The 24,134-nt window shown below is 69.4% G+C and carries 35 protein-coding genes; 3 read left to right on the top strand and 32 right to left on the bottom strand.

The window, feature by feature from the left end:
- The first annotated feature begins 67 nt into the window (after positions 1 to 67).
- Positions 68 to 1,519, top strand: coding sequence for a S1C family serine protease (locus tag ACYQ1K_RS02305; protein WP_459981012.1), 1,452 nt, complete (start codon positions 68 to 70; stop codon positions 1,517 to 1,519).
- A 96-nt stretch (positions 1,520 to 1,615) separates the two neighbouring features.
- On the opposite strand, the gene ACYQ1K_RS02300 is transcribed toward ACYQ1K_RS02305, so the two are convergent.
- Together ACYQ1K_RS02300 and ACYQ1K_RS02295 are read right to left on the bottom strand one after the other, a co-directional pair.
- Positions 1,616 to 2,632, bottom strand: a complete 1,017-nt coding sequence (locus ACYQ1K_RS02300; protein WP_459981010.1) for a GNAT family N-acetyltransferase — start codon at positions 2,630 to 2,632, stop codon at positions 1,616 to 1,618.
- Positions 2,632 to 4,335 carry an ABC-F family ATP-binding cassette domain-containing protein gene (locus ACYQ1K_RS02295; RefSeq protein ID WP_459981008.1) on the bottom strand — a complete coding sequence of 568 codons (1,704 nt, stop codon included), beginning with the start codon at positions 4,333 to 4,335 and terminating at the stop codon, positions 2,632 to 2,634. Before ACYQ1K_RS02295 ends, ACYQ1K_RS02300 begins: the two co-directional genes overlap by 1 nt.
- A 414-nt stretch (positions 4,336 to 4,749) precedes the next feature.
- On the opposite strand from ACYQ1K_RS02295, the gene ACYQ1K_RS02290 reads away from it, so the two are divergent.
- Positions 4,750 to 6,048 carry a cytochrome P450 gene (locus ACYQ1K_RS02290; RefSeq protein WP_459981006.1) on the top strand — a complete coding sequence of 433 codons (1,299 nt, stop codon included), beginning with the start codon at positions 4,750 to 4,752 and terminating at the stop codon, positions 6,046 to 6,048.
- A 46-nt stretch (positions 6,049 to 6,094) separates the two neighbouring features.
- Here ACYQ1K_RS02290 and ACYQ1K_RS02285 read toward each other — a convergent pair whose 3' ends face one another.
- Both ACYQ1K_RS02285 and truA read right to left on the bottom strand, forming a co-directional pair.
- Positions 6,095 to 6,691, bottom strand: a complete 597-nt coding sequence (locus tag ACYQ1K_RS02285; RefSeq protein WP_459981004.1) for a class I SAM-dependent methyltransferase — start codon at positions 6,689 to 6,691, stop codon at positions 6,095 to 6,097.
- The gene (truA, locus tag ACYQ1K_RS02280; RefSeq protein WP_459981179.1) at positions 6,684 to 7,529 is read right to left on the bottom strand and encodes a tRNA pseudouridine(38-40) synthase TruA; all 846 of its coding nucleotides are present in this window, start codon (positions 7,527 to 7,529) and stop codon (positions 6,684 to 6,686) included. Before truA ends, ACYQ1K_RS02285 begins: the two co-directional genes overlap by 8 nt.
- Before the next feature lie 37 nt (positions 7,530 to 7,566).
- Here truA and ACYQ1K_RS02275 point away from each other — a divergent pair, with 37 nt between their 5' ends.
- On the top strand, positions 7,567 to 8,298 hold the full coding sequence (locus tag ACYQ1K_RS02275; RefSeq protein WP_459981002.1) for a DUF72 domain-containing protein: 732 nt from the start codon (positions 7,567 to 7,569) through the stop codon (positions 8,296 to 8,298).
- A 55-nt stretch (positions 8,299 to 8,353) separates the two neighbouring features.
- On the opposite strand, the gene rplQ is transcribed toward ACYQ1K_RS02275, so the two are convergent.
- From rplQ to rpsS, 28 genes are all read right to left on the bottom strand, one after another.
- A complete protein-coding gene (rplQ, locus tag ACYQ1K_RS02270; protein WP_459981000.1) occupies positions 8,354 to 8,971 on the bottom strand; it encodes a 50S ribosomal protein L17 in 618 nt (205 codons plus the stop codon).
- 135 nt (positions 8,972 to 9,106) lie between these two features.
- Positions 9,107 to 10,123, bottom strand: coding sequence for a DNA-directed RNA polymerase subunit alpha (locus ACYQ1K_RS02265; RefSeq protein ID WP_459980999.1), 1,017 nt, complete (start codon positions 10,121 to 10,123; stop codon positions 9,107 to 9,109).
- A 118-nt stretch (positions 10,124 to 10,241) separates the two neighbouring features.
- Positions 10,242 to 10,850, bottom strand: a complete 609-nt coding sequence (rpsD, locus tag ACYQ1K_RS02260; protein WP_459980997.1) for a 30S ribosomal protein S4 — start codon at positions 10,848 to 10,850, stop codon at positions 10,242 to 10,244.
- A 33-nt stretch (positions 10,851 to 10,883) separates the two neighbouring features.
- The gene (gene rpsK, locus ACYQ1K_RS02255; RefSeq protein WP_325573739.1) at positions 10,884 to 11,291 is read right to left on the bottom strand and encodes a 30S ribosomal protein S11; all 408 of its coding nucleotides are present in this window, start codon (positions 11,289 to 11,291) and stop codon (positions 10,884 to 10,886) included.
- Between the two features lie 124 nt (positions 11,292 to 11,415).
- The gene (gene rpsM / locus ACYQ1K_RS02250; RefSeq protein ID WP_192679434.1) at positions 11,416 to 11,793 is read right to left on the bottom strand and encodes a 30S ribosomal protein S13; all 378 of its coding nucleotides are present in this window, start codon (positions 11,791 to 11,793) and stop codon (positions 11,416 to 11,418) included.
- A 158-nt stretch (positions 11,794 to 11,951) separates the two neighbouring features.
- Entirely contained in the window at positions 11,952 to 12,065 is a 114-nt protein-coding gene (gene rpmJ / locus ACYQ1K_RS02245; RefSeq protein ID WP_004008316.1) for a 50S ribosomal protein L36, read from the bottom strand.
- Between the two features lie 57 nt (positions 12,066 to 12,122).
- Positions 12,123 to 12,344, bottom strand: coding sequence for a translation initiation factor IF-1 (gene infA / locus ACYQ1K_RS02240; RefSeq protein WP_011757309.1), 222 nt, complete (start codon positions 12,342 to 12,344; stop codon positions 12,123 to 12,125).
- A 231-nt stretch (positions 12,345 to 12,575) separates the two neighbouring features.
- Positions 12,576 to 13,610, bottom strand: coding sequence for an LLM class flavin-dependent oxidoreductase (locus ACYQ1K_RS02235; protein ID WP_459980993.1), 1,035 nt, complete (start codon positions 13,608 to 13,610; stop codon positions 12,576 to 12,578).
- 67 nt (positions 13,611 to 13,677) lie between these two features.
- Positions 13,678 to 14,310 (bottom strand): 4'-phosphopantetheinyl transferase family protein, encoded by a 633-nt coding sequence (locus ACYQ1K_RS02230; RefSeq protein WP_459980991.1) that lies wholly within the window; start codon positions 14,308 to 14,310, stop codon positions 13,678 to 13,680.
- A 17-nt stretch (positions 14,311 to 14,327) separates the two neighbouring features.
- Entirely contained in the window at positions 14,328 to 15,161 is an 834-nt protein-coding gene (gene map, locus ACYQ1K_RS02225) for a type I methionyl aminopeptidase (RefSeq protein WP_459980989.1), read from the bottom strand.
- Between the two features lie 18 nt (positions 15,162 to 15,179).
- A complete protein-coding gene (locus ACYQ1K_RS02220) occupies positions 15,180 to 15,755 on the bottom strand; it encodes an adenylate kinase (RefSeq protein WP_459980987.1) in 576 nt (191 codons plus the stop codon).
- Positions 15,752 to 17,053 carry a preprotein translocase subunit SecY gene (gene secY / locus ACYQ1K_RS02215; RefSeq protein WP_459980984.1) on the bottom strand — a complete coding sequence of 434 codons (1,302 nt, stop codon included), beginning with the start codon at positions 17,051 to 17,053 and terminating at the stop codon, positions 15,752 to 15,754. The genes ACYQ1K_RS02220 and secY overlap by 4 nt, the downstream gene beginning before the upstream one ends.
- A gap of 156 nt (positions 17,054 to 17,209) precedes the next feature.
- Positions 17,210 to 17,650 (bottom strand): 50S ribosomal protein L15, encoded by a 441-nt coding sequence (gene rplO / locus ACYQ1K_RS02210; RefSeq protein WP_459980982.1) that lies wholly within the window; start codon positions 17,648 to 17,650, stop codon positions 17,210 to 17,212.
- A 1-nt stretch (position 17,651) separates the two neighbouring features.
- Positions 17,652 to 17,834: a 50S ribosomal protein L30 gene (rpmD, locus tag ACYQ1K_RS02205; protein WP_091125777.1), complete on the bottom strand. Its 183-nt coding sequence runs from the start codon at positions 17,832 to 17,834 to the stop codon at positions 17,652 to 17,654.
- The gene (rpsE, locus tag ACYQ1K_RS02200) at positions 17,834 to 18,454 is read right to left on the bottom strand and encodes a 30S ribosomal protein S5 (RefSeq protein WP_459980978.1); all 621 of its coding nucleotides are present in this window, start codon (positions 18,452 to 18,454) and stop codon (positions 17,834 to 17,836) included. The genes rpmD and rpsE overlap by 1 nt, the downstream gene beginning before the upstream one ends.
- Before the next feature lie 34 nt (positions 18,455 to 18,488).
- The gene (gene rplR / locus ACYQ1K_RS02195) at positions 18,489 to 18,872 is read right to left on the bottom strand and encodes a 50S ribosomal protein L18 (RefSeq protein ID WP_459981178.1); all 384 of its coding nucleotides are present in this window, start codon (positions 18,870 to 18,872) and stop codon (positions 18,489 to 18,491) included.
- A 2-nt stretch (positions 18,873 to 18,874) separates the two neighbouring features.
- The gene (gene rplF, locus ACYQ1K_RS02190) at positions 18,875 to 19,417 is read right to left on the bottom strand and encodes a 50S ribosomal protein L6 (protein WP_459981175.1); all 543 of its coding nucleotides are present in this window, start codon (positions 19,415 to 19,417) and stop codon (positions 18,875 to 18,877) included.
- Between the two features lie 20 nt (positions 19,418 to 19,437).
- Entirely contained in the window at positions 19,438 to 19,857 is a 420-nt protein-coding gene (gene rpsH / locus ACYQ1K_RS02185) for a 30S ribosomal protein S8 (RefSeq protein WP_459980976.1), read from the bottom strand.
- A gap of 68 nt (positions 19,858 to 19,925) precedes the next feature.
- Positions 19,926 to 20,111 carry a type Z 30S ribosomal protein S14 gene (locus ACYQ1K_RS02180; protein ID WP_008361020.1) on the bottom strand — a complete coding sequence of 62 codons (186 nt, stop codon included), beginning with the start codon at positions 20,109 to 20,111 and terminating at the stop codon, positions 19,926 to 19,928.
- A 1-nt stretch (position 20,112) separates the two neighbouring features.
- Complete coding sequence (gene rplE, locus ACYQ1K_RS02175; RefSeq protein ID WP_459980972.1) at positions 20,113 to 20,694, bottom strand: 50S ribosomal protein L5; 582 nt, start codon at positions 20,692 to 20,694, stop codon at positions 20,113 to 20,115.
- 1 nt (position 20,695) lies between these two features.
- Positions 20,696 to 21,058: a 50S ribosomal protein L24 gene (rplX, locus tag ACYQ1K_RS02170; RefSeq protein WP_459980969.1), complete on the bottom strand. Its 363-nt coding sequence runs from the start codon at positions 21,056 to 21,058 to the stop codon at positions 20,696 to 20,698.
- Entirely contained in the window at positions 21,058 to 21,426 is a 369-nt protein-coding gene (rplN, locus tag ACYQ1K_RS02165) for a 50S ribosomal protein L14 (RefSeq protein ID WP_011757324.1), read from the bottom strand. Before rplN ends, rplX begins: the two co-directional genes overlap by 1 nt.
- A 152-nt stretch (positions 21,427 to 21,578) precedes the next feature.
- Positions 21,579 to 21,860, bottom strand: a complete 282-nt coding sequence (rpsQ, locus tag ACYQ1K_RS02160) for a 30S ribosomal protein S17 (protein ID WP_459980966.1) — start codon at positions 21,858 to 21,860, stop codon at positions 21,579 to 21,581.
- A 2-nt stretch (positions 21,861 to 21,862) separates the two neighbouring features.
- Complete coding sequence (rpmC, locus tag ACYQ1K_RS02155; RefSeq protein ID WP_459980963.1) at positions 21,863 to 22,114, bottom strand: 50S ribosomal protein L29; 252 nt, start codon at positions 22,112 to 22,114, stop codon at positions 21,863 to 21,865.
- The gene (gene rplP / locus ACYQ1K_RS02150) at positions 22,114 to 22,533 is read right to left on the bottom strand and encodes a 50S ribosomal protein L16 (RefSeq protein WP_459980960.1); all 420 of its coding nucleotides are present in this window, start codon (positions 22,531 to 22,533) and stop codon (positions 22,114 to 22,116) included. Before rplP ends, rpmC begins: the two co-directional genes overlap by 1 nt.
- 3 nt (positions 22,534 to 22,536) lie before the next feature.
- Positions 22,537 to 23,367 (bottom strand): 30S ribosomal protein S3, encoded by an 831-nt coding sequence (gene rpsC / locus ACYQ1K_RS02145; RefSeq protein ID WP_459980958.1) that lies wholly within the window; start codon positions 23,365 to 23,367, stop codon positions 22,537 to 22,539.
- A 3-nt stretch (positions 23,368 to 23,370) separates the two neighbouring features.
- Positions 23,371 to 23,793 (bottom strand): 50S ribosomal protein L22, encoded by a 423-nt coding sequence (gene rplV / locus ACYQ1K_RS02140; protein WP_459980956.1) that lies wholly within the window; start codon positions 23,791 to 23,793, stop codon positions 23,371 to 23,373.
- Positions 23,794 to 23,835: 42 nt separating this feature from the next.
- Positions 23,836 to 24,117, bottom strand: coding sequence for a 30S ribosomal protein S19 (gene rpsS, locus ACYQ1K_RS02135; RefSeq protein ID WP_192679450.1), 282 nt, complete (start codon positions 24,115 to 24,117; stop codon positions 23,836 to 23,838).
- Between the last annotated feature and the right edge of the window lie 17 nt (positions 24,118 to 24,134).

Genomic DNA, 24,134 nt, shown 5'->3' with positions numbered 1-24,134 from the left:
CCGACTCTTCACGATCACCTAGTGAGGTCTCAGCGTGGTCACAGACTCAGCCCGCACAGTTGATGACATGAGCCACGACCCTGAGCAGCCGGCGGGCACGCCCGACCGCGAGCCGACGCAGCAGTTCACCCAGCCCTACCCCACCTCGTCCTCGACCGGTGGATACCCCGGCCCGGCCGGTCCGCCGCCGGCGGGCAACCCGTGGCTCTTCGGCGACGACACCGCGACCTCACCGGCGGCGACCACCTCCCCGACGGCAGCGCCGACCGCGGCGCCGGCCAACGGACGGCGTCGGGGCCGTGCCGGCCTGGTCGGCGGCCTGGCCGCGCTCGCGCTGGTCGTCGGCGGCGGTGCGGGCTACGGCGGCGCGGCGCTGTGGAACGGCACGCACGACGACAACACCAGCACCATCTTCTCCGGCGCCAGCAGCGCGGGCACGTCCACCGCGACCTCCGCCCCCTCCGGCAGCGTCCAGGCGGTCGCGCAGTCGGTGCTGCCCTCGGTCGTGAAGATCGAGGTGGCCGGCTCCCAGGAGGCGGGCTCGGGCTCGGGCATCATCCTGACCAGCGACGGCACCATCCTGACCAACAACCATGTGGTCGAGGTCGCAGGCGACAGCGGTCAGATCCGGGTCGACTTCAACGACGGCAGCACGGCCAAGGCCAAGATCGTCGGCACCGACCCGCTCACCGACACCGCCGTGATCAAGGCGGAGGGCGTCTCCAACCTCAAGCCGGCCTCCATCGGCAGGTCCCACGACCTGGCCGTCGGTCAGAGCGTCGTCGCCATCGGCTCGCCGTTCGGTCTCGACTCCACGGTGACCTCGGGCATCGTCAGCGCCCTCGAACGGCCGGTCAACGTGGGGACGGACAGCTCGGGCAACGCGACCGTCTATCCCGCGATCCAGACCGACGCGGCGATCAACCCCGGCAACTCGGGCGGCGCGCTGGTCGACATGAGCGGCAAGGTCGTCGGCATCAACGCCTCCATCCGGACGACCTCCTCCTCGTCGTCCTCCGAGGCCGGCTCGATCGGGCTCGGGTTCGCGATCCCGATCGACGAGGTCAAGCCGGTCATCCAGCAGATGATCAAGGGCCAGACCCCGACCCACGCCCGCCTGGGCATCTCCGTGCAGGACGTCGGCGCATCGCAGCAGAGCCAGCAGCAGCCTGACCAGGGCAACCCGTTCGACCCGTTCGGCCAGGGCCAGGGCGACGGCCAGGGTGGCCAGGGTGGCCAGGGCAGCCAGGGTCAGGGCCAGAGCACGTCGCCGTTCAGCAGCAACGGTGCCCAGGTCCGCCAGGTCGGGACCGGCTCGACCGCCGCCAAGGCGGGCATCAAGGTCGGCGACATCATCACCAAGGTCGACAACCACCTGATCTCCGGGTCCGACTCGCTCGTGGCGACCGTCCGCTCCTACCGGCCCGGCGACAAGGTGACGATCACCTTCAGCCGTGACGGCAAGACGCACACCGCCACCGTGACCCTCGACTCCGACGAGGGGTCCACGAAGTCCTGAGACTTCCACTCCCCTCGTCGCCAGAGGCGTGACCCCGCGGCCTGACCCCTGACCCCAGCCGCGGGGTCCCGCCTTGCCTCGGGGGACTCGGCGGGGCTACAGGCGCTTCTGGAACTCCCCGGCCCACTCGACCGCTCGATAGCCGAGCCGGTCGTTGACGCCGACCATGTGCTCGTTCGAGGCGGCGTTGTAGGTGACCAGCTCATCGACGTGCCCGAGCCCTGCCTCCTGCAGGAGGCGCAGGTTGGCGACCTTGACGGCCAGGCCGAGCCGATGACCGCGGTGGTCCGCCCGCACGAGGGTGCCCTCCTGGTAGGCCCTGCCCGTGCCGTCGCTGCCCACGAGGATCTGGGTGTAGGCCACCACCTCGCCATCGGGGTCGAGAGCCACGGTGGCGTACGACGTCCGCTCCTGCGCCACGAGAAGCTCCTCGCCCTCACGCACCTTCGCGATTGCGGCAGCACGCGGCTCGAGATCGAGCCCACCGGTGGGGGCCTCGGTCTCCAGGCTGGCATCCAGCTCAGCCCAGCCGGCGACGTGCTCCTCGGGCACCGGGCCGACCCAGCTGCGCAGGCGGTAGCCGGTGCCGCGCTCCGCCGCCTCGGCTGTGAGAGTGTCGAGCACCCCGGCAGCGACCGGAAGCGGCAGGCGACGCTGCACGTCGAGCAGCACCTGCTCGTAGCCATGGCGTCGCAGGAACTCCGGACCGGGACAACCGGCGCCCTCGGGGCCGGCGGCGGGCGGCCAGTCCGCCTCCGACCCCATCACGGTGCGCCCCTCCGCCTTCGCGATGCTCGCCAGGCGCTCGAGAAGCGCCGAGCCGATGCCGCGGCGGCGATGTCCGGGCAGCACCGCGACGAAGAGCTCCGCACGATGGAGGTTGTCCTGCAGCGACAGCGCCAGCCAGGCGGCAGCCACGACGTCGTCGCCGTCGCGCGCCAGGACGGGGAGCCGACGCCAGTACGCCGATTCCTGCCGCATCTCGGCCCGCACCTCGTCGAGTGACCAGGTGTCGGCGACCTCGGCGCGGTCAGCCTGGTCGACGGCGTCGAGCACGCCGTGCCACGCGACGAGCAGCCGGTCGTCCAGCGGGTCGATCACCAAGATCTCCATCAGCGGACGCGCTCCACGCGGCCCTCGTCCCAGACGGGCTCGGGCGACTCGTAGACCTCCCCGTCCGCGCCGTAGACGAGGAAGCGGTCGAAGTCACGAGCGAACCAGCGGTCGTGGGTGACGGCCACGACGGTGCCCTCGAAGGCGCGCAGGCCGTCCTCGAGCGCCTCGGCGGACTGGACGTCGAGGTTGTCGGTCGGCTCGTCGAGCAGCAGGAGCGTCGCGCCCGACAGCTCGAGCAGGAGGATCTGGAAGCGCGCCTGCTGACCTCCCGAGAGCGACTCGAAGCGCTGCTCGGCGCTCGCGGACAGCTCGTAGCGGTCGAGGACACGGCTGGCCTGCTCGCGGCCCATGCCGGCGCGTCCGGTGCCGTCCGCCCGGCCGTCGCCGCGGTGCAGGATCTCCAGCAGCGTGCGCCCGACGAGCTCCGGGTGCTCGTGGGTCTGGACGAACCAGCCCGGTCGGACGCGCGCCCCCAGCTTGGCCAGCCCCCGGTGTGCGACCGGCTCGATCACGTGCCCGTCGTCGGGACCCCGCACCGGCTCGTGCTCCTTGTCGGGCCGCGTCCCGCCCGCGGCCAGCAGGCGCAGGAAGTGGGACTTGCCTGAGCCGTTGCTGCCGAGCACGGCCACCCGCTCGCCGTACCAGACCTCCAGGTCGAACGGCTTCATCAGCCCGAGGAGCTCGAGCCGCTCGCAGACGACGGCACGCTTGCCCGTGCGGCCTCCGCGCAGTCTCATGGTGACCTGCTGCTCCCGCGGCTGCTCGGTGGGCGGACCGGCCTCCTCGAACTTGCGCAGCCGAGTCTGGGCGGCCTGGTACTGGGAGGCCAGGCCGTCGTTGTAGGCCGCCTTGGTCTTGTAGCGCAGCACGAGAGCCTTGAGCTTCGCGTGCTCCTCGTCCCAGCGGCGTCGCATCTCCTCGAAGCGAGCGAAGCGATCGCGCCGGGCCTCGTGATAGCTGGCGAACCCACCCGGGTGCGTCCACACGAGGTTGCCCGCGTGGCCGAGCTCGACGGTCACGACGCGGGTCGCCGTGTTGGCGAGCAGCTCCCGGTCGTGGCTGATGAAGAGGATCGTCTTCGCCGACTCGCGGATCCGCTCCTCTAACCAGATCTTGCCGGGCACGTCGAGGTAGTTGTCGGGCTCGTCCAGGAGGAGCACCTCGTCGGGGCCCCGCAGGAGGTACTCGAGGACCACCCGCTTCTGCTCGCCGCCCGACAGCGTGCTCAGCGCGCGGTAGCGGGCACGGTCGAAGGGCAGGCCGAGCGCGGCCATCGTGCACACGTCCCAGGTGACCTCCAGGTCGTAGCCGCCGGCGTCGGCATACTCGCTGAGGGCCGAGGCATAGCGCAGCTGGGTCGCCTCGTCGTCGACCTCCATCAGCGCGAGCTCGCAGGCATCGACCTCGGCCGCCGCCTGCCGGACGCGGTCCGGCGCCACGCTCATGAGCAGCTCCGCCACGGTGGTGGCGCTCTCGCCGACCTTCTGGCGCATGACGCCCAGCCCGCCGGACCGGGTCACCGCGCCAGCGGCAGGGACGACCTCGCCGGTCACGATGCGCAGCAGCGTCGTCTTGCCGGCGCCGTTGGCGCCGACGAGCGCGACCTTGGCACCCTCACCGACCCGGAAAGAGACGTCATCGAGAAGGACCCGGCCGTCCGGAAGCTCGTAGCGCACGTTCGCGACGTCGACATGTCCCACAACGGGTCATCCTCCCCCGCCGGCGCCTCGCGGGCACCGGGTTTTCACACCGGGCACGCAGGACCGGCGCAGCGGAGGCGCAAGACGGCACCGCCGCGGCGCCGGTCTTGCCTGGACGCAGCGCAGCGAGCGAGGAACGAGCGAGCGCAGCGGAGGAAGGCAAGGCCCGGAAGGCGCCGCGGCACGCGCCGAAGCGAAGCGGAGGCGCAAGACGGCACCGCCCGACGCCGCCCTCGCCTGGACTGACCAGAGCGAGGGAGGAACGACCGAGCGTCGGGAGGGAAGGCGAGGGTGACGAGGCGTCGGGCACGCGCCAAAGCGAAGCGGAGGCGCAAGACGGCACCGCAGCGGAGGCGCAAGACAACACACGCCCCCTGATGGCAGATTCTCAGACGCGTCCCGCACACTACTGCCATGACCACGATCTCGTGGATGCCTGCTCCGATCCGTCGTCGGGTCCTCCGGTTCGCCATGCGCCGGCAGGCCTCGCCGCTGCCGGACATCACCACGCTGGAGAAGGTGCCCGAGCACCTGACCTTCCCGCTGCGCCGCAATGCGGTCGACCCGGTGCCGCAACTGGCCGAGCAGCGGGCCGAGGATCCGGTCACCCTGTTGGGCAACGTGCTGGGTCTCGACATCTTCCTGGTCACCGGACACGAGGAGTCCAAGCAGGTCCTCGCGGACTCGACGGCGTACTCCAACGACATGCGGCACCTGCTCGGCTCGCGTCCTCGCACGGATGCCGAGGGCATCGGCGGCCTCGGCATGACCGACCCGCCCGACCACACGAGGCTGCGCGGCCTGTTGACGCCGGAGTTCACGATGCGCCGGCTCCGGCGGCTCGAGGAGATGATCGACGGCATCGTCACCGAGGCGCTCGACGGCATGGAGGCGGCCGGACCGGTCGTCGACCTGGTCCAGCGGTTCGGCTTCGAGATCCCGTTCCGGGTGATCTGTGAGCTGCTCGGCATGCCCGAGGAGGTGCGCGACGAGTTCCACGACCTCGGCGTCGCCCGCTTCGACGTCAGCCAGGGCGGGGCTTCGGTCTTCGGCGCCGCGACGGAGACGCGGACCTTCCTCATCGAGACGGTGCGACGTCAGCGGTCGAACCCCGGCGAGGGCCTCATCGGGGAGCTCATCCGCACCAAGGGCCACGAGTACGACGACGTCGAGCTCGGCGGCCTGGCCGACGGCGTCTTCCTGGGCGGCTACGAGACGTCCGCGTCGATGCTGTCGATGGGCGCCTACGTGCTGATGCAGCACCCTGAGGCCTACGCGGCCCTGCGGTCGGGTGACCGGGACCAGGTCGACGCCGTCGTCGAGGAGATGCTGCGCTACCTGTGCCCGGTGCAGATCGCCTTTCCGCGGTTCGCCCGCGCGGACCACGACCTCTTCGGTCACCGCGTGAGCAAGGGGTCGGTCGTCATCGTCTCCCTGACCGGTGCGAACCGCGACCCGAAGGCCATTCCGCACCCCGAGCAGTTCGACCTGCGCAACGCCGACACCCAGCACTTCGCCTTCGGCCACGGCCTGCACCGCTGCGTCGGCGCGGAGCTGGCCCGGATGGAGCTGCGGGCCGCCCTGACGGGGCTCTCGACCCGCTTCCCCGACCTGTCGATGGCGACTGACGACATCTCCGAGCTCGGGTTCCGGGACCTCTCGATCGTCTACAGCCTCGACAAGCTGCCCGTCAGACTCCGCCCCGACGCGTGAGAGCCCCCTTGTGAAGCTCACCGTGACCCAGAGGTCACGCTGAGGTTCACGAGGTGCGGGTCTCCAGCACTCGGAAGCCCTTGGCGCTCGCGAGGCGCGTCGTCGGGTAGCCCTGCCCGGTCAGCCACCGCTGCAGGCTGTCGCCCCCGAGGTTCTTGCCGACGACCATGACCGCCCGACCACCCGGCACCAGCCGTGGCAGCCAGGTCAGGAGGAGCTCGTGCAGCGCCTGCTTGCCGATGCGGATCGGCGGGTTGCTCCAGATCTCGTCGTACTCCCCCGTCGCGCCCTCCGGCGTCACGGCGCGGTAGTTGTCGAGGCGCAGCGACGCCGCATTCTCGTTGGCGAGCAGGACGGCCCGCTCGTTGACGTCGACACCCGTGACGACGGCACCGGGCACGGCGGCGGCCACCGCGAGCCCGATGACGCCGTAGCCGCAGCCCAGGTCGAGGATCCGGCCCGGCGAGGGCGGCTCCGTCTCGCGGAAGAGCACGCTCGTGCCGATGTCGACCCGTCCCTGGGCGAAGACGCCGCTGCCACTGACCAGCTCGAGCTCGTGGCCCCAGACCTCGGCGGTCAACCCGATGCGCTCGAACGGCACGGACGGGTCAGCGGTGAAGTAGTGCTCCTGCTCGTCACCCATCGATGGCCTCCCGCTTCGCCCTCGTCTGGACCGCGCGTGCCTCGAGCTCCGTGTCGGGCGGGTAGCCGACCTCTTCGAGGGTGAGCCCGCGCGGCGAGGCGGCGTGCACAGCGGAGGTTCGGACCGAGTGCCCGAGGACCTCCGTCGCCCAGCCGATCTCCTTGCGCCCCTCCCCGATGGCGACGAGGCAGCCCACGAGCGCGCGCACCATCCCGTGGCAGAACGCGTCGGCCACCACGCGCGCGACCGCCACGCCGGTCTCGTCGCGCTCCCAGACCAGCGTCCGGATCGTCCGGATCGTCGTGGCGCCCTCACGGGCCTTGCAGAACCCCGCGAAGTCGTGCAGCCCGACCAGGTCGGTGGCCGCGACGTTCATCAGGGACAGGTCCAGCGGCCGGGGCCAGTGGAGCACGTGGTGGCGGCGCAACGGGTCGTAGGTCGCCGGAGTGTCCGCGATCCGGTAGGCGTAGCGCCGCCACAGCGCTGAGAATCGGGCGTCGAAGCCGGGCGCCGCCTCGCTCGCCCGATGGATGCGGATGTCGGCCGGCAGCATGCCGTTGAGCCGCCGCACGAGGGCGTCCAGCGGCGGCTGCTGGGAGCGGCCGGCGCTGGCGGCGACCGCCGCGTCCTCGACGTCGACGTGGACCACCTGGCCGCGCGCGTGGACGCCGGTGTCGGTGCGACCGGCGCACGTCACCCACGGGCGCTCCTCCTCCGGCAGCCGGAACGCCGTCCCCAGCGCGGCCTGCAGCTCCCCCTGCACCGTCCGCAGACCCGGCTGCGCGGCCCAGCCGTGGAAGTCGGTGCCGTCGTAGGCGAGGTCGATCCGGATCCGCACGGCGGTCATCCTCCCATCAGGTGGATACAGGTGCGGCATGGACGACGTGCACATCGGGACGTCGGGGTGGACCTATGCCCATTGGGCCGGCAGGTTCTACCCCGACGGGCTCGGCCGTGCCCGCTGGCGGGACTTCTACGCGGAGCGCTTCGACACCGTCGAGCTCAATGCGTCGTTCTACCGCTGGCCCGGTCTGCGGCCCTTCCAGGGCTGGGCGACGTCACTCCCGGACGGCTTCACGATGTCGGTGAAGGCGTCGAGGTGGATCAGCCACGGGCGCCGGCTCAACGACCCCGACGGCGCCTGGGCCGACCGGCTGGCGGCCGCGATGGAGGCGCTGGGGCCACGGGCCGGCTGCGTGCTGGTGCAGCTGCCCGGTGACTTCGAGCGCGACGACGAGCGGCTCGACGCCTTCCTGACCCGCCTCCCCGACGGTCTGCGCGTCGCGATGGAGCTGCGCCACCCGTCCTGGGACGACGATGCGGTCGCCGCCATGCTCGAGAAGCACCGGGCGGCGTACGTCGTCACCCACGGCACCGGCCTGCACACCGTCCTGCGCACGACCGCGCCGTTCGTCTACTGCCGCTGGCACGGGCCGACGGACCGGCCGTTGTACGCCGGCCGGTACTCGGCCGACGAGCTCCATCAGTGGGCCGAGCGGATCCGCGGCTGGCGGGAGGAGGGCCGCGCCGTCTTCGGCTACTTCGACAACGACGGATCGGGCTACGCCCCGGAGAACGCCCGCGAGCTGCTCGACCTACTCGGCTGAGAGCACGAGGGCCCGCCACCTCACGGTGGCGGGCCCTCGTCGGAGTGGACCAGGCTCAGGCCTGCTCCTCCTCCGTGGTCTCCTCGGTCGCCTCGGCGGCCGGGGCCTCCTCAGCGGCGGCCTCAGCCTCGACGGCCTCGGTCCCCTCAGCCGGCGCCTCGGCCTGGACGACCTCGGTCTCGGCGACCTCGGTCTCGGCGACCTCGGTCTCCTCAGCCTCGGTCACCTCGGCGGTGTCCTCGGCCGGCGCCTCCTCGACCGGAGCGGCCGGAGCGACCTTGGCGGCGCCCTTCGACGCGGCCGGCTTCGGCTGGTACGCCTCGGTCACGAGCTCGATGACCGCCATGGGGGCGTTGTCGCCCTTGCGCGGACCGATCTTGGTGATCCGGGTGTAGCCGCCCGGACGCTCGGTGAACGTCTCGGCGATCTCGGTGAAGAGCTTGTGGACGACGCCCTTGTCACGGATGGTCTTGAGGACCTCGCGACGGTTGTGCAGGTCGCCCTTCTTCGCCTTGGTGATCAGCTTCTCCGCGACGGGACGCAGCGTCCGCGCCTTGGCCTCGGTGGTCGTGATCCGGCCGTGCTCGAAGAGCTGAGTGGCCAGGTTCGACAGAATCAGCTTCTGGTGCGCGGGGCTGCCGCCGAGACGGGCGCCCTTCTTGGGAGTAGGCATCTGCCACTTCCTTCCTCTCCGGCCGTGTCAGGTACCGGGGTAGACGACCCGCCGGGTGCAGGTCGGTTTCTGTTGCTGGGACGTCATACGGCCTGGCTGCCAGAGCGACCAGCTCGTATGACGTCCCGGGGTGGATCAGTACTGCTCGTCCTCGACGAAGGCGTCGTCATCATCGTCGCCGTAGGCGGCGAGGGCGGCGGTCGGGTCGAAGCCCGGCGCGCTGTCCTTGAGGGAGAGGCCCATCTCGTGGAGCTTGGCCTTCACCTCGTCGATCGACTTGGCGCCGAAGTTGCGGATGTCCAGCAGGTCCTGCTCGGAGCGGCTGATGAGCTCACCCACGGTGTGGATGCCCTCGCGCTTGAGGCAGTTGTAGGACCGGACGGTCAGCTGCAGGTCCTCGACCGGCAGGGCCAGGTCGGCGGCGAGCTGCTCGTCGACCGGGGACGGGCCGATGTCGATGCCCTCGGCCTCGACGTTGAGCTCGCGGGCGAGACCGAAGAGCTCGACCAGCGTCTTGCCGGCCGACGCGATGGCGTCGCGCGGCTTGATCGACGGCTTGGTCTCGACGTCGATGACGAGCTTGTCGAAGTCGGTGCGCTGCTCGACTCGGGTCGCCTCGACCTTGTACGAGACCTTGAGCACGGGCGAGTAGATCGAGTCGACCGGGATCCGGCCGATCTCGTTGTCGGCGCCCTTGTTCTGCACCGCCGAGACGTAGCCGCGGCCACGCTCGACGACCAGCTCGAGCTCGATCTTGCCCTTGTCGGACAGGGTCGCGATCTTCAGGTCGGGGTTGTGCACCTCGACACCGGCCGGCGGGGCGATGTCGGCGGCGGTGACGTCACCGGCGCCGGACTTGCGCAGATACATCGTGACGGGCTCGTCGTGCTCGGAGGAGACGACCAGGCCCTTGAGGTTGAGGATCACCTCGGTCACGTCCTCCTTGACGCCCTCGATGGTCGAGAACTCGTGGAGGACGCCGTCGATCTTGATGCTGGTGACCGCGGCACCGGGGATCGAGGACAGGAGCGTCCGACGCAGGCTGTTCCCGAGCGTGTAGCCGAAGCCGGGCTCCAGCGGCTCGATCACGAACCGCGAGCGGAACTCGTCGACGGTCTCTTCCGACAGGGTGGGGCGCTGTGCAATAAGCACTGGTTCTTTCCTTTCCGGGCCTACCCGCTATATGACAGGCCCGAACTCCAGGGTAGTGACGGAAGTGAAACGGGCCGGCACTCCGTCCCCGGAACAGGTCCGGAGTGCCGGGCGGAGATCACAGCTTCGAGTAGTACTCGACGATGAGCTGCTCCTCGACCGGAAGGTCGATCTGGGCCCGGGTCGGGAGCTGGTGGACGAAGATCCGCATGCGGCCGGGGATGGCCTCGAGCCAGGCGGGCACGACGCGCTCGCCGTGGGTCTCACGGGCGACGATGAACGGGGTCATCTCCAGCGACTTCTCCCGGACGTCGATGACGTCGTGAGCGGAGACCTGGTACGACGGGACGTTGACCTTCTTGCCGTTGACCAGGAAGTGGCCGTGGACGACCAGCTGGCGGGCGTGACGGCGGGTCCGGGCGAAGCCGGCACGGTAGACGACGTTGTCCAAGCGGCACTCGAGCAGCTGGAGCAGGTTGTCACCGGTCTTGCCGGCACGACGGTGCGCCTCGGCGTAGTAGTTCGCGAACTGCTTCTCGAGCACGCCGTAGGTGAAGCGGGCCTTCTGCTTCTCCTGGAGCTGCGAGCGGTACTCGCTCTCCTTGATGCGCGCACGGCCGTGCTGGCCGGGAGGGTAGGGACGCTTCTCGAAGGCGGAGTCGCCGCCGACCAGGTCGACACCGAGACGGCGCGACTTGCGGGTCATGGGGCCGGTGTAGCGGGCCATGTTCTAATCGTCTCTCTTTCAGTCTCGGGTCGGTCAGACGCGGCGGCGCTTGGGCGGGCGGCAGCCGTTGTGCGGGGTCGGCGTGACGTCCTGGATGGTGCCGACCTCGAGGCCGATGGCGCCGAGCGAGCGGATCGCGGTCTCGCGACCCGAGCCCGGGCCCTTGACGAAGACGTCGATCTTCTTCATGCCGTGGTCCATCGCCCGCCGGCCGGCGGCCTCGGCGGCCATCTGGGCGGCGAACGGGGTGGACTTGCGCGAGCCCTTGAAGCCGACGGTGCCGGCGCTGGCCCACGAGATCACCGCACCGGTCGGGTCGGTGATCGTGACGATCGTGTTGTTGAACGTGCTCTTGATGTGAGCCTCGCCCTGGGCGACGTTCTTCTTCTCCTTGCGGCGGACCTTGGTCTTCGCCGCAGCCTGACGGCTCTTGGGAGGCATGCAGTTTCCTTTTCTCAGGTCATTCCTGGGCTAGGCCCGGAGACCCGTGGTCAAGTCTCGTGAGATCGGATCGGTGGCGTCAGTAATCCGGGGGCTCACGGGGGCGGAGCCCCCGTGGGTGCGGTTACTTGGCCTTCTTCTTGCCGGCGACGGTGCGCTTCGGGCCCTTCCGGGTCCGCGCGTTGGTCTTGGTGCGCTGGCCGCGGACCGGGAGGCCCATGCGGTGACGGCGACCTTGGTAGCTGCCGATCTCGATCTTGCGGCGGATGTCGCCCTGCACCTCACGACGGAGGTCGCCCTCGATCGTCAGGTTGCGGGTCTCGATCTCGCGCGCGAGCTTGACCAGCTCGTCCTCGGAGAGTGCGTGGACGCGGGTGTTCGGGTCGACGCCCGTCGCGGCCAGCAGCTGCTGGGAGGTGGTACGGCCGATGCCGTAGATGTAGGTGAGTGCGATCTCGACGCGCTTCTCACGCGGGAGGTCGACACCGACGAGTCGTGCCATGGTGGTTCCTTCGGTTTCAGCCACAGGTGTCAGTCGACGTACGTCTCAGGTTGGCGCCTGAGCTCTGGCCTGAGGCTCCAGAGGTGGTTCCCCGCAGCGGTGCCGCGAGTAGTGCGTCGAGGTGGATGTTCAGTTGTGTGGTCGGTCCGCTGGGCGGATCAGCCCTGGCGCTGCTTGTGGCGCGGGTTCTCGCAGATCACCATGACGCGGCCGTGGCGACGGATCACCTTGCACTTGTCACAGATCGGCTTGACGCTGGGGTTGACCTTCATGGTCAGCCTCTTTCTTCGCTAGTCGGCTGTTGCGTGTCTACAAGCGGGCCCGACGGCTCACTTGTATCGGTAGACGATGCGACCCCGGGTGAGGTCGTACGGCGAGAGCTCCACCACCACACGGTCCTCGGGGAGGATCCGGATGTAGTGCTGGCGCATCTTGCCGCTGATGTGGGCGAGAACCTTGTGCCCGTTGCTCAGCTCGACGCGGAACATGGCATTCGGCAGGGCCTCCACAACGGTGCCCTCGATCTCGATCACGCCTTCTTTCTTCGGCATGTCCTCACTAACTGCTCGTGGTGTCGTCTACCGTTTCGGTGCACCGGAGTCCGTCCACCAGGACGGTCCGGGTGGCCCGGGAACCTCTCACCAACCACGTGAGTGGACCTCGTGAAGCCGTTCGGTGCGCCTCTTCCCTCGACGGATCTCGGGCAGCCGCGAGGCGCGACAGAACAGACCCACGTTGGGCCGACATGCCAGTCTAGGCGCCTGCGGATGCGGCGCCCAAATTCAGGCGAGCAGCCGCAGCGTCTCCTCGCGGCCCGGCGCGGTGCGCGGGTCGACCCCGACATGGGCTCCCGAGACCGGGTTCACCATGACCTCGTCGACCCCGAACTCGGCCGCGAGGTCGGCGATCCGCTTGCGGGCGTACGACGGGTCGCCGATCACCCACCTGTCGCGCATCGCGTCCAGGAGCCCCCGGTGCGCCTCCGCCACGGGGGTTCGCTCCGCGTCCTCCACCAGCCGCTGAGCCGCGAGCGGCTGCCCGGTGCGCAGCGCCAGCATGGTGAGCAGCTGCGGGAGCGCCAGGCGGTCGGCCTCGTCGGAGGTCTCGGCGACGACGGCGTTGACCGTCAGGAAGGTCCGCGGCTCCGCCAGCTCGGGCGAGGGGCGGAACGTCGAGCGGTAGAGGTCCAGCGCCTCCTGCGTGCCCTGCCCCGAGAAGTGGTGCGCGAAGACGTAGGGCATCCCCTTCTCCGCGGCCAGGCGCGCCGAGTAGTCGGAGGACCCGAGCAGCCAGATCGTGGGCACGGCCGTCGCGGCCGGCGTCGCGTGCAGCACGTGACGCCGCCCGGCCACCGAGACCGAGACGCCGCCCGTGTCCATCATGGCCAGCACGTTGTCGACGTACTCGTCGAAACGGTTGACGGTCTCCTCGGCGTCCGCCGGTCCTCCGTGCCGCAGCGCCCACGCGGTCACCTGGTCGGTGCCCGGAGCGCGACCGATGCCGAGGTCGATCCGGCCCGGGAAGGCCGCCTCGAGGAGCGCGAACTGCTCCGCGACCACCAGCGGCGCATGGTTGGGCAGCATCACGCCGCCCGACCCGACGCGGATGCGGTCGGTCGCGCCGGCGAGCAGGCTGATCAGGACAGGCGGGTTCGTCGCCGCGACGGCAGGCATGTTGTGGTGCTCGGCGACCCAGTAGCGCGTATAGCCCAGCTCGTCGGCCACCTTCGCGAGCGACACCGACGCGGCGATCGCGTCCCCGCTGCTCTGGTCAGTGCGGACCGGGACGAGGTCGAGGACGGAGAGCGCGAGAGTCACCTGGGGTCAACCTCTCGCGGGGCGTTCTTGTTCCGGCTCGATGGCTGGTGGTCGAGCGGCCGCGGCCTCACGCGGGCGCGCGCGTCGCGGACGCCCAGACGGCCGCCGGACCGGCCCGGCCGGCAGGCCCGGCGCCGTCGACGGCGTGGACGAGGCCGTCGGTCAGCCGGAACAGTCCGTACGACGACGCCGGGGCATCCTCGCCGACGACGTCGATCTCCCCCACACGGTCGAGGTCGACCACGCCGGCCTTCACGAGGGCCTCCTTGCGGACCCAGAGGCGCGTGAAGGCAGCCGCCGGGTCGCCTTGGGCGCGGATCCACTCAGCCTCGAGAGGGCCGAGGGTGTGCCAGGCGACCTCGCGCGCGACGGTCTCGACGTCGATCCCGCAGGGGGCGTGGTCGGCGACGGCCGCCGCGACCCCGCGCGCGTGACTGAGGCTCACATGGAGGTCGGGGCGACCGACGACGTACGGCGGCCCGTGGTCGGCGCCGCCACAGCGGGCGCACCGCTGGGCGACCTCCACCTCCGAGACGGGCGTGCCGGTCAGCGTCGCGACGCACGCGCGCACGAGGACGTGTGCGGCGACGTACGCCGCCCTGTCGCGGGCGTCGACGAGCCGGTCGTGACGAGCGCGCTCGGCCGTCGACAGCGACGCGAGGTCGTGGCGCTCCCCCACGACCGTGACGACCCGGGCCACCGGGCCGCGGGAGCCGCTCAGTCCCGCCCGCCGTAGGGCACGCCGAGCTCCGCGAGCTTCGCGCGGCCGCCGTCGAGCGCGGTGAGGACCCACGTGCCCTCGGGGGTCAGGGTGAACGTGTGCTCGAAGTGTGCGGCCCAGCTGCCGTCGGTCGTCACGACGGTCCAGTCGTCGTCGAGGAGGTCGGTCTCCTTCGTGCCCAGCGTCACCATCGGCTCGACGGCGAGCGCCAGGCCCTCGACGAGCTTGGTGCCCTTGCCGCGCCGTCCGTAGTTCGGCACGTCGGGCGCCTGGTGCATCTCCGAGCCGATGCCGTGCCCCGTGTAGTCCTCGAGGATGCCGTAGCGCCCTGCACCGCGCACGTGCCCCTCGACCGCGTGGGAGATGTCGCTGACGCGACCCCCGAGCCGGGCAGCCGCGATGCCGCGCCACATGGCCTCCTCGGTGACCGCCATCAGGGTGGTCAGCTCATCGGAGACTTCTCCGATGGCGACGGTGATCGCCGCATCGCCGTGCCAGCCGCGACCTGACTCGTCCATCACGATCGCGCCGCAGTCGATCGAGACGAGGTCGCCCTCGGCCAGCACGCGGCCGTCGGGGATGCCGTGCACGACCTCGTCGTTGACGGACGCGCAGATGGACGCGGGGAAGCCCTGGTAGCCGAGGAACGACGGAGTCGCTCCGGCCGAGCGGATCGAGTCCTCCGCGATCGCGTCGAGCTCGGCGGTCGTCACGCCGGCGCGGACCGACGTCCGCAGCAGCTCGAGGGTGCGGCCGACCACCAGCCCCGCCTGCCGCATCCGGTCGATCTGCGTCGGGGTCTTGATCTCGACACGCTCGAAGAGCCCCACCTCACGTCTCCTGGCGGGTCAGGACTCGGGAACCACGTCCAGGGCGTCGAAGACCCGCTTGGTGACGTCCTCCACCTCGCCCAGACCGTCGACCTCGATGAGGATGCCGCGACCCTTGTAGACCGAGATCAGCGGCTCGGTCTGCTCGAGGTAGACCTCCTGCCGGCGACGGATGACGTCCTCGGTGTCATCGGCGCGGCCCTCGATCTGGGCGCGCTGCAGGAGCCGCGCGACGACCTCGTCCTTGTCGACTACGAGGCTCAGGACGGCGTCGAGCTGGTGCCCGGTGAACTTGATCATCCCGTCGAGCTCCTCGACCTGCGCGACCGTGCGCGGGTAGCCGTCGAGGAGGAAGCCCTGCGCGGCGTCGGGCTCGTCGATCCGGTTGCGGACCATCCGGTTGGTGATCTCGTCCGGGACATACTCCCCGGCGTCCATGTAGCGCTTCGCCTCGATGCCCAGCGGCGTGCCCTGGGAGACGTTCGCGCGGAAGATGTCCCCGGTGGAGATGGCGGGGATGCCGAAGTGCTCGGCGATGAACCTCGCCTGGGTGCCTTTGCCGGCCCCGGGCGGGCCCATGATGATCAACCTCAACGCAGGAATCCTTCGTAGTTGCGCTGCTGCAGCTGGCTCTCGATCTGCTTCACCGTGTCGAGAGCGACGCCGACCATGATGAGGATGGACGTGCCGCCGAACGGGAAGTTGTTGTTCGCGTTGATCAGCGCGAGCGCGATCAGCGGGATCAGCGCGATCAGGCCGAGGTAGAGCGAGCCGGGCAGCGTGATGCGGGAAAGGACGTAGGACAGGTAGTCCTCGGTCGGCTTGCCCGCCCGGATCCCGGGGATGAAGCCGCCGTACTTCTTCATGTTGTCCGCCACCTCCTTCGGGTTGAAGGTGATGGAGACGTAGAAGTAGGTGAAGAAGACGATGAGCAGGAAGAACGCCGCCATGTAGAGCGGGTGGTCTCCGCGCACGAAGTAGGTGTTGATCCAGTCGACCCACGCCGCGCCGCTGTTCTGGTTGAACTGCGCCGCCATCGCGGGCAGGTAGAGCAGCGAGCTGGCGAAGATGACGGGGATGACGCCGGCCTGGTTGACCTTGAGCGGGATGTAGGTCGACGAGCCGCCGAACATCTTGCGGCCGACCATGCGTCGCGCGTACTGAACAGGGATGCGCCGCTGGGCCTGCTCGATGAAGATGACCGCCGCGACGAGCGCCAGTCCGATCGCGAGCACCACGGCGAACGTCGGCCAGCCGTGCTGCTGGCGCACCGCCCACAGCGTCGCCGGGAAGGTCGCGATGACCTGGGTGAAGATCAGGATCGACATGCCGTTGCCGATCCCGCGCTCGGTGATGAGCTCACCGAGCCACATGATCACCGCGGTGCCGGCGGTCATCGTGACGACCATGACGAGGAACGTGCCGGTGCTGTCGCTGTAGAGCAGGTTCTGGTTGCACTGCAGCAGGTTGCCCGAGCGGGCCAGCGCGACGATCCCGGTCGCCTGCAGGAGCGCGAGGCCGAGCGTCAGGTAGCGCGTGTACTGCGTGATCTTCGCCTGGCCGGACTGGCCCTCGTTCTTGAGGGCCTCCAGCCGTGGGATCACGACCACGAGGAGCTGCAGGATGATGCTCGCCGTGATGTAGGGCATGATCCCGAGGGCGAAGATCGTCAGCTGGAGCAGCGCTCCGCCTGAGAACAGGTTGACCATGTTGTACAGCCCGGCGCCCGAGCCGTTCTTGGTCAGGTTGATGCAGTCCTGGACGTTGGCGACGTTCACGCCAGGGGCCGGGATCTGTGAGCCCGCCCGGAAGATCACGATGATCATCAGGACGAACAGCAGCTTGCGACGCAGATCCGGTGTCCGGAATGCGTTCGCGAACGCGCCTAGCACGAGTAGATCCCTCTTCTCACACAACCAGATGGGAGCGGGTGCCGACCGAGCCCGGCCGCCAGCCCCGCGAAGCCTAACAGGGGCGCTGAACCACGAACGCGGTCAGGGTCGCCGGTGGGCGACCCTGACCGCGTGTGCTCAGCCGAGGTGCGGACCTCAGGACTCGGTGACGCTGCCACCGGCGTTCTCGATCGCGGCCTTCGCCGAGGCGGAGAACTTGTCGGCGGTGACGTCGACCTTCACCGTCAGCTCACCGTTGCCGAGGACCTTCACGGGCTGGCCCTTGCGGACGGCGCCCTTCGCGACCAGGTCGGCCACGGTGACGGTGCCACCCTCGGGGAACAGCTCGCTGATCTTGTCCAGGTTCACGACCTGGAACTCGACCTTGAACGGGTTCTTGAAGCCCTTGAGCTTCGGGAGCCGCATGTGGATCGGCATCTGGCCACCCTCGAACGCCACCGGAACCTGGTAGCGCGCCTTGGTGCCCTTCGTGCCGCGCCCCGCGGTCTTGCCCTTCGAGCCCTCTCCGCGACCCACGCGGGTCTTGGCCTTCTTGGCCCCCGGGGCGGGAGCCAGGTTGTGCAGCTTGAGCGTCATGTCAGTCGACCTCCTCGACCGTCACCAGGTGACGGACGGTGTGGACCATCCCCCGGATCTCCGGGCGGTCCTCCTTGACGACCACGTCGCCGATCCGCTTGAGCCCCAGCGAGCGCAGCGTGTCGCGCTGGTTCTGCTTCAGTCCGACGAGGCCCTTGTTCTGGCGAACCTTGAGCTGTGCCATCAGGCCGACACCTCCGCCGGGGCGGCGGCGGTGGCCGCAGCCTCCTCGCGCGCCTTGAGCAGAGCGGCCGGGGCGACATCCTCGACGGGGAGGCCGCGACGGGCCGCCACCGACTCGGGCTGCTCGAGCTGACGCAGCGCCTCGACCGTCGCGTGGACGATGTTGATCTGGTTGGACGAGCCGAGCGACTTGCTCAGCACGTCGTGGATGCCCGCGCACTCGAGGACGGCACGCACCGGGCCGCCGGCGATGACACCGGTACCGGGGGCTGCCGGACGCAGGAGCACGACGCCCGCGGCCTTCTCGCCCTGCACCGGGTGCGGGATCGTGCCCTGGATGCGGGGGACGCGGAAGAAGTGCTTCTTCGCCTCCTCGACACCCTTGGCGATCGCCGCCGGGACTTCCTTCGCCTTGCCGTAGCCGACGCCGACGAGACCCTCGCCGTCACCCACGATCACGAGGGCGGTGAAGCTGAAGCGACGACCACCCTTCACGACCTTGGCGACTCGGTTGATCGCGACGACGCGCTCGATGTAGGCGGTCTTCTCAGCAGCCTGGCCGCGACGATCGTCGCGTCCACGGCGCTCGCCACCACGCGATCCGCGCTGGGCTCCGCTCATGAGACTTTCCTCTTCCTCTAGCTAGCTGTCGCGATCAGAACTGCAGGCCGCCCTCGCGGGCGCCGTCAGCCAGGGCCGCGATGCGGCCGGTGTACTTGTTGCCGGCGCGGTCGAAGACCACGCCCTCGATCCCCGCCGCCTTGGCGCGCTCGGCGACCAGCTGGCCGACGGCCTTGGCCTTGTCGGTCTTCGCCCCTTCGCCGGCGCGCAAGTCCGCCTCGAGGGTGGACGCCGAGACCAGCGTCTTGCCGACGGTGTCGTCGACGACCTGGGCGATCATGTGCCGGGCCGACTTGGTGACGACCAGGCGCGGACGCTCGGCAGTCCCGTTGACCTTCTTGCGGCCGCGGACCTGACGCTTGAGGCGCGCCTTGACCTTGGCAGCGGTGTGCTTGTTGTTGGACAGCGAGATGGCCATCGTCACTTACCAGCCTTTCCGACCTTGCGGCGGACGTTCTCGCCGGCGTAGCGAACGCCCTTGCCCTTGTACGGCTCGGGCTTGCGCAGCTTGCGGATGTTGGCCGCGACCTCACCGACCTGCTGCTTGTCGATGCCGACGACGCCGAGCCTGGTCGGGCCATCGACGGTGAAGGTGATGCCCTCGGGTGCGTCGAAGATGATCGGGTGGCTGTAGCCGAGCTGGAACTCCAGCTGCGTCGGGCCCTTGGACAGGACGCGGTAGCCGACGCCGACGATCTCGAGCTTCTTCTCGTAGCCCTCGGTCACGCCGATCACCATGTTGTTGATGAGCGTGCGGGACAGGCCGTGGAGCGACTTCGACTGACGCTCGTCGTCGGGGCGCTTGACGTCGAGGACGCCGTCGTCACCCTTCTCGACGGTGATCGGGGCGGCGACCACGTGCGACAGGGTGCCCTTCGGCCCCTTGACCGTGACCGCCTGGCCCTCGATCGAGACGTCGACGCCGCTGGGAACCAGGACGGGGAGCTTGCCAATACGCGACATGTTCTTCTCTCCTTCCCTGATCACCAGACGTAGGCGAGGACTTCCCCACCCACGCCCTTCTGGTTGGCCTGACGGTCGGTCAGCAGGCCCTGGCTCGTCGAGATGATCGCGATGCCGAGGCCACCCAGCACGCGGGGCAGACCCGTGTGCTTGGCGTACACCCGGAGACCGGGCTTGCTGATGCGGCGCACGCCGGCGATCGAACGCTCGCGGCTGCGGCCGTACTTGAGGGTGATGGTCAGCGTCTTGCCCACGGCGGGGGTGCCGTCGGCAGCGAGGTTGTCCTTCACCTCGAAGGAGGTGATGTAGCCCTCCTGCTTGAGGATCTCCGCGACTCCAGCCTTGATCTTGCTGTGAGGCATCGAGACCGAGTCGTGGTACGCCTGGTTGGCGTTGCGCAGACGCGTGAGCATGTCTGCGATCGGGTCAGTCATCGTCATGATGTGTTCTTTCTCGAAGCGGTTTCGCCCCACTCACGAGTGAGGCGACCTTCAACGGGTCGAGGTGATTACCAGCTGGACTTGGTCACGCCGGGGAGCTCGCCGCGGTGGGCCATCTCCCGCAGGCAGATCCGGCACAGGCCGAACTTGCGGAACACGGCCTTCGGGCGGCCACAGCGCTGGCAGCGGGTGTAGGCGCGGACGGCGTACTTCGGCTTGCGCGCGGCCTTGACCTTGAGCGCGGTCTTCGCCATGTCAGTTCTCCTTGAACGGGAAGCCGAGGGCCTTCAGCAGCGCCCGACCCTGGTCGTCGTTGGTGGCAGTGGTCACGATGGTGATGTCCATGCCTCGCGACCGGTCGATCCTGTCCTGGTCGATCTCGTGGAACATGACCTGCTCGGTGAGACCGAAGGTGTAGTTGCCACGGCCGTCGAACTGGTTGCCGTTGAGACCGCGGAAGTCGCGGATGCGCGGGAGCGCGAGCGACAGGAGCCGGTCGAGGAACTCCCACATGCGGTCGCCGCGCAGCGTGGTGTGCGCACCGATCGGCATGCCCTCGCGCAGCTTGAACTGCGCGATCGACTTGCGGGCCTTGGTGACGAGCGGCTTCTGGCCGGTGATCGCGGTCAGGTCGCGGACCGCGCCCTCGATGAGCTTGGAGTCACGAGCCGCCTCGCCGACACCCATGTTGACCACGATCTTGACCAGACCGGGGATCTGCATGACGTTGGCGATCTCGAACTGCTGCTGCAGCGCGGGAGCGATCTCCTCGCGGTAGCGGGTCTTCAGACGCGGCTGCGTGCGGGGAGTCGTCTCTGAGGGGAGGGTCTCGGTCATCTCAGATCTCCTTGCCGGTCTTGCGCGAGATGCGGACGCTGCGCTCGGCCGCGTACGTCGAGCCGTCCGGGCGACGCTTGGTCACCGAGTCGCGGCGGAAGCCGACGCGGACCGTCTGCCCGTCCTCGAGCAGCATCACGTTCGACACGTGGATCGGGGCCTCGGTGGTGACGATGCCGCCGGTCGTGCCGGCGCGGCCGCCCTGGTCCTGGACCTTGGTGTGCCGCTTGACCAGGTTGACGCCCTCGACGACGACGCGGTCCTCGTCACGCAGGACGCGGATGACCTTGCCCTCGGCGCCCTTGTCCTTGCCGGCGATCACCTTGACGGTGTCGCCCTTCTTGATGTTGAAGCTCTTCGCCATCACAGCACCTCCGGAGCCAGCGAGATGATCTTCATGAACTTCTTCTCGCGCAGCTCGCGGCCGACGGGGCCGAAGATGCGGGTGCCTCGCGGCTCGCCGTCGTTCTTGAGGATGACGGCGGCGTTCTCGTCGAAGCGGATGTAGGAGCCGTCGGGACGACGACGCTCCTTCACCGTGCGCACGACGACGGCCTTGACGACGTCACCCTTCTTCACGTTGCCACCCGGGATCGCGTCCTTGACGGTGGCGACGATGACATCACCGATGCCGGCGTAGCGACGCCCAGAGCCACCGAGAACGCGGATGCAGAGGATCTCCTTGGCACCCGTGTTGTCGGCGACCTTGAGTCGCGACTCCTGCTGGATCATTACTTCTCCTTGTCGAGCTGGTTCTCAGCCGCTGCGGGGCGGATGAGCCTGGCCGAACTCCGTAGGTTGTTCCGCGCAAGTGCCGGGGAACGGTCTAGTCTCCCCGGCACCAGCACAGATGGTCAAAATGGCGACCCCTCGCGGGGCCTGTGTCACTTGGCCTTTTCGAGGACCTCGACGAGGCGCCACCGCTTCGTGGCGCTCAGCGGCCGGGTCTCCATGAGGAGGACGCGGTCGCCGATGCCGGCGGTGTTCTGCTCGTCGTGGGCCTTGAGCTTGCTCGTGCGCCGCATGACCTTGCCGTAGAGCGGGTGCTTCACGCGGTCCTCGACCTCGACGACGATGGTCTTGTCCATCTTGTCGCTCACGACGAGGCCCTCGCGGACCTTGCGGCGGTTGCGCTCGGTGGTCTCCACCTCAGACTGTGCAGCCATGGTCAGGCCTCCTCGGTGCTGTTGGCGTTGCTCGCACCCGGGGCGACCCTGATGCCGAGCTCGCGCTCACGCACCACGGTGTAGATCCGGGCGATGTCCTTCTTGACGGTGCGGAGACGGCCGTGGCTCTCCAGCTGGCCGGTGGCCGCCTGGAAGCGGAGGTTGAACAGCTCCTCCTTGGCCTCGCGCAGCTTCGCCTCGAGGTCGACGTCGTTGAGGTCGTCGAGCTCGTGCGCCTTGGTGGCGTTGCTCATCAGAACTCACCGGCCTCTCGGGTGATGAAACGGCACTTCATGGGCAGCTTGTGGATCGCGCGGCGCATCGCCTCGCGGGCCACCTCCTCCGGCACGCCGGAGAGCTCGAACATGACGCGGCCCGGCTTGACGTTGGCGATCCACCACTCGGGCGAGCCCTTGCCGGAGCCCATGCGGGTCTCGGCGGGCTTCTTGGTGAGCGGGCGGTCCGGGTAGATGTTGATCCACACCTTGCCGCCACGCTTGATGTGGCGGGTCATGGCGATACGGGCCGACTCGATCTGACGGTTGGTCACGTAGTGACCCTCGATCGCCTGGATGCCGAAGTCGCCGAACGCGAGCTTCGTGCCACCCTTGGCCGCACCGCTCCGCGTGGGGTGGTGCTGCTTGCGGTGCTTGACGCGACGGGGCATCAGCATGGGTCAGCCCTCCTGGGTCTGCGCGGGGGTGGCGGGCGTCGAGGCCAGCGCGGTGTCGCCACCGGCAGGAGCCTCGGTCGCAGCAGGGGCGTCGCCGCCACGGCCGCCGCGCGAGCCACGGCTCGGACGCTCGCCACCACGGGTCGGACGGCCACCACGACCGGGGACACCGGCGCGGGCGGCCTGCTGGGCCTGACGCTCGGCACGGGTGCCGGCGACCTCGCCCTTGTAGATCCAGACCTTCACGCCGATGCGGCCGAAGGTCGTGCGGGCCTCGTAGAAGCCGTAGTCGATGTCGGCGCGCAGCGTGTGCAGCGGGACGCGGCCCTCGCGGTAGAACTCGGTGCGCGACATCTCGGCGCCGTTGAGCCGGCCCGAGCACTGGATCCGGATGCCCTTGGCACCCGAGCGCATCGTGGTCTGCATCGCCTTGCGCATCGCGCGACGGAACTGCACGCGACCGCTGAGCTGCTCGGCCACACCCTGGGCGACCAGCTGGGCGTCGACCTCGGGGTTCTTGACCTCGAGGATGTTCAGCTGGACCTGCTTGCCGGTGAGCTTCTCGAGCTCGCCGCGGATGCGGTCGGCCTCGGCGCCGCGGCGGCCGATGACGATGCCGGGACGCGCGGTGTGGATGTCCACCCGGACGCGGTCACGCGTGCGCTCGATCTCGACCTTGGCGATGCCGGCCCGCTCCATGCCCTTGCTGAGCAGCTTGCGGATGGCGACGTCCTCGCCGACGTAGGACTTGTACAGCTTGTCGGCGTACCAACGCGACTTGTGGTCGGTCGAGATGCCGAGGCGGAAGCCGTTCGGGTTGATCTTCTGGCCCATGACTTACTTGCCACCCTTCTTGGCCTTGAGGACATCGGCCGGCTGGACGACCAGCGTGATGTGGCTCGTGCGCTTGTTGATGCGGGTCGCACGGCCCTGGGCACGCGGACGCCAGCGCTTCATGGTCGGACCCTCGTCCACCTGGGCCACGGAGACGACCAGGTCGCCGCGGTCGAGACCCTCAGTGGTCTCGGCGTTGGCGATGGCGCTCTCCAGCACCTTGTAGACGGTCTCCGAGGCGGCCTGCGGCGCGAAGGCCAGCAGGGACAGCGCGTCGTCGACGGGCAGGCCGCGGACCAGGTCGACGACCCGGCGCGCCTTCAGCGGGGTGATCCGCACGTAGCGGGCACTCGCGAAGGCACCCGGCTGGTCGCCGAGCAGCGACTCGCGACGGGCGCTGACGCGCCGGCGCTCGGTAACGCTCATAGCTCGTTCTCTCCAGTTCCTAGGTCGAAAGGAGCCCCCGCCTCAGCGGCGGCGACCCTTCCGGTCTTCCTTCACGTGACCCTTGTACGTGCGGGTCGGGGCGAACTCGCCCAGCTTGTGGCCGACCATGGAGTCGGACACGAAGACCGGGACGTGCTTGCGGCCGTCGTGGACGGCGATCGTGTGGCCGATCATCGACGGCACGATCATCGAACGGCGCGACCAGGTCTTGATGACGTTGTGCGAGCCCTTCTCGTTCTCGGCGTCCACCTTCTTCTGCAGGTGGTCGTCGACGAAGGGCCCCTTCTTCAGGCTGCGAGGCATCTGGCTCTATCTCCTGG

This window comes from Nocardioides sp. AN3 (assembly GCF_054653495.1).
Note: the sequence above shows the minus strand (reverse complement) of the source record. Positions and strands in the feature narration are given on the sequence as shown.

What these genes read in the sequence shown, in the direction of transcription:
- rpsH (WP_459980976.1), bottom strand. Translation starts at nt 19,857, where the DNA reads ATGACGATGACTGACCCGATCGCAGACATGCTCACGCGTCTGCGCAAC.
- rplX (WP_459980969.1), bottom strand. Translation starts at nt 21,058, where the DNA reads ATGGCGAAGAGCTTCAACATCAAGAAGGGCGACACCGTCAAGGTGATC.
- rpsE (WP_459980978.1), bottom strand. Translation starts at nt 18,454, where the DNA reads ATGAGCGGAGCCCAGCGCGGATCGCGTGGTGGCGAGCGCCGTGGACGC.
- rpmJ (WP_004008316.1), bottom strand. Translation starts at nt 12,065, where the DNA reads ATGAAGGTCAACCCCAGCGTCAAGCCGATCTGTGACAAGTGCAAGGTG.
- rpsD (WP_459980997.1), bottom strand. Translation starts at nt 10,850, where the DNA reads ATGGCCCGCTACACCGGCCCCATGACCCGCAAGTCGCGCCGTCTCGGT.
- ACYQ1K_RS02275 (WP_459981002.1), top strand. Translation starts at nt 7,567, where the DNA reads ATGGACGACGTGCACATCGGGACGTCGGGGTGGACCTATGCCCATTGG.
- rplR (WP_459981178.1), bottom strand. Translation starts at nt 18,872, where the DNA reads ATGGCCATCTCGCTGTCCAACAACAAGCACACCGCTGCCAAGGTCAAG.
- rplF (WP_459981175.1), bottom strand. Translation starts at nt 19,417, where the DNA reads ATGTCGCGTATTGGCAAGCTCCCCGTCCTGGTTCCCAGCGGCGTCGAC.
- rpsM (WP_192679434.1), bottom strand. Translation starts at nt 11,793, where the DNA reads ATGGCACGACTCGTCGGTGTCGACCTCCCGCGTGAGAAGCGCGTCGAG.
- ACYQ1K_RS02305 (WP_459981012.1), top strand. Translation starts at nt 68, where the DNA reads ATGAGCCACGACCCTGAGCAGCCGGCGGGCACGCCCGACCGCGAGCCG.
- rpmC (WP_459980963.1), bottom strand. Translation starts at nt 22,114, where the DNA reads ATGAGCAACGCCACCAAGGCGCACGAGCTCGACGACCTCAACGACGTC.
- rplV (WP_459980956.1), bottom strand. Translation starts at nt 23,793, where the DNA reads ATGAGCGTTACCGAGCGCCGGCGCGTCAGCGCCCGTCGCGAGTCGCTG.
- rpsS (WP_192679450.1), bottom strand. Translation starts at nt 24,117, where the DNA reads ATGCCTCGCAGCCTGAAGAAGGGGCCCTTCGTCGACGACCACCTGCAG.
- rpmD (WP_091125777.1), bottom strand. Translation starts at nt 17,834, where the DNA reads ATGGCACAGCTCAAGGTTCGCCAGAACAAGGGCCTCGTCGGACTGAAG.
- rpsK (WP_325573739.1), bottom strand. Translation starts at nt 11,291, where the DNA reads ATGCCTCCCAAGAGCCGTCAGGCTGCGGCGAAGACCAAGGTCCGCCGC.
- ACYQ1K_RS02300 (WP_459981010.1), bottom strand. Translation starts at nt 2,632, where the DNA reads ATGGAGATCTTGGTGATCGACCCGCTGGACGACCGGCTGCTCGTCGCG.
- rplQ (WP_459981000.1), bottom strand. Translation starts at nt 8,971, where the DNA reads ATGCCTACTCCCAAGAAGGGCGCCCGTCTCGGCGGCAGCCCCGCGCAC.
- rplN (WP_011757324.1), bottom strand. Translation starts at nt 21,426, where the DNA reads ATGATCCAGCAGGAGTCGCGACTCAAGGTCGCCGACAACACGGGTGCC.
- ACYQ1K_RS02285 (WP_459981004.1), bottom strand. Translation starts at nt 6,691, where the DNA reads ATGGGTGACGAGCAGGAGCACTACTTCACCGCTGACCCGTCCGTGCCG.
- infA (WP_011757309.1), bottom strand. Translation starts at nt 12,344, where the DNA reads ATGCCGAAGAAAGAAGGCGTGATCGAGATCGAGGGCACCGTTGTGGAG.
- ACYQ1K_RS02180 (WP_008361020.1), bottom strand. Translation starts at nt 20,111, where the DNA reads ATGGCGAAGACCGCGCTCAAGGTCAAGGCCGCGCGCAAGCCGAAGTAC.
- rpsQ (WP_459980966.1), bottom strand. Translation starts at nt 21,860, where the DNA reads ATGGCTGCACAGTCTGAGGTGGAGACCACCGAGCGCAACCGCCGCAAG.
- ACYQ1K_RS02290 (WP_459981006.1), top strand. Translation starts at nt 4,750, where the DNA reads ATGACCACGATCTCGTGGATGCCTGCTCCGATCCGTCGTCGGGTCCTC.
- rplP (WP_459980960.1), bottom strand. Translation starts at nt 22,533, where the DNA reads ATGCTGATGCCCCGTCGCGTCAAGCACCGCAAGCAGCACCACCCCACG.
- rplE (WP_459980972.1), bottom strand. Translation starts at nt 20,694, where the DNA reads ATGACCGAGACCCTCCCCTCAGAGACGACTCCCCGCACGCAGCCGCGT.
- rplO (WP_459980982.1), bottom strand. Translation starts at nt 17,650, where the DNA reads ATGACGCTCAAGCTGCACAACCTGGCTCCCGCCCCGGGGGCCAAGAAG.
- rpsC (WP_459980958.1), bottom strand. Translation starts at nt 23,367, where the DNA reads ATGGGCCAGAAGATCAACCCGAACGGCTTCCGCCTCGGCATCTCGACC.